This window comes from Citrobacter sp. wls718 (genome assembly GCF_005280945.1).
Lineage (GTDB): Bacteria > Pseudomonadota > Gammaproteobacteria > Enterobacterales > Enterobacteriaceae > Citrobacter > Citrobacter gillenii.
The window spans coordinates 1-1,267 of the sequence record NZ_SZWV01000041.1 but is presented as its reverse complement, the minus strand read 5'-3'; the positions used below and the strand labels follow the sequence as shown (position 1 = coordinate 1,267).

Here is a 1,267-nt window from a genome sequence, read left to right as displayed (position 1 = left end):
AGTAGAAACAATAAAACTGGCTGCTGGCGCAGTACCTTCAACACGCAGAGTTAATGGTCATGAACTGGCTGCGGACATCAATGTCACGGCGCAGGATATTTTTGACGGCCAGGTTGTGGGGATTGGTGAAAATCAGAATCTGGATGATTACCAGGTGCCGGGGCTTTATTTTCAGGGAGCGAACGCTAATACCAGTGCGGCACTGAATTACCCGGAGAATAATGCAGGTTCTCTGATGGTATTGAGAAGTGCCGGAGTCACACAGATTTACCGCGTGTACAACTCATCCCGCAGTTATACGCGTAGCAAGTATTCAACGCTGGCATGGACGCCGTGGATGCCGGAAGATTCTTACCCTGTCGGCGCACCTATCCCCTGGCCATCTGATGTAACCCCGACAGGGTACGCCTTAATGCAGGGGCAACCTTTTGATAAAGCGGCCTATCCATTGCTTGCGATTGCGTATCCAGCGGGTGTTATCCCTGACATGCGAAGCCAGACGATTAAGGGGAAACCGAACGGGCGTACGGTACTCTCGTATGAACAGGATGGTATTAAATCGCACGCCCACACAGCCAGCATTTCCGATACAGACCTGGGAACGAAATACACCAGCTCTTTTGATTATGGTTCGAAACCAACAACCAGTTTTGATTACGGAAATAAGTCATCCACAGAAGGGGGTTGGCACGCACATAACTTTCGATATTGCTCAACGTCTGCATACCGGGATACTCCCGGCCAGGGGCTGGGGATGCATTCGTCAAATGTTTCATGGTCAGCTGGAGATCGTATTGAGGGAAGTGGTAATCATGCTCATGTGACGTGGATTGGCCCTCATGATCACTGGGTGGGTATCGGTGCGCATGACCATTATGTGGTTATGGGGTATCACGGACATGCTGCGACCGTTCATGCAACCGGAAATGCAGAAAACACCGTTAAAAATATTGCGTTTAACTATATTGTGAGGCTTGCCTGATGACTTTTGAAATGACCGGAGAAAACCGGACTATTACTCTCTACAACCTTCGTGCAGATACAAATGAATATATTGGGAAATGTGATGGGTTTATCCCGGCTAATACGGGATTACCTGCTTACAGTACCAATATTGCCCCGCCGTCAGCGAAGGCTGGTTTTGTCGCTGTATTTAATTATGAGTCAGAAAAATGGTCATTGGTTGAGGACCATCGAGGGAAAATTGTTTACGACATTCAAACCGGGAAAGCTACCACGATTGACCAGTTAGGTAAGTTACCTGACG

Annotated in this window: 1 protein-coding gene and 1 pseudogene; both read left to right on the top strand. The window is 48.4% G+C overall.

The features are described from left to right. Nucleotides 1–982: pyocin knob domain-containing protein (locus FDW95_RS08150; protein WP_249358971.1), on the top strand; the 982-nt coding region annotated here is incomplete at its 5' end. After that, a pseudogene (locus tag FDW95_RS08145) lies at nt 982–1,267 on the top strand (tail fiber assembly protein); the annotation flags it as partial. The gene FDW95_RS08150 and the pseudogene FDW95_RS08145, both read left to right, overlap by 1 nt.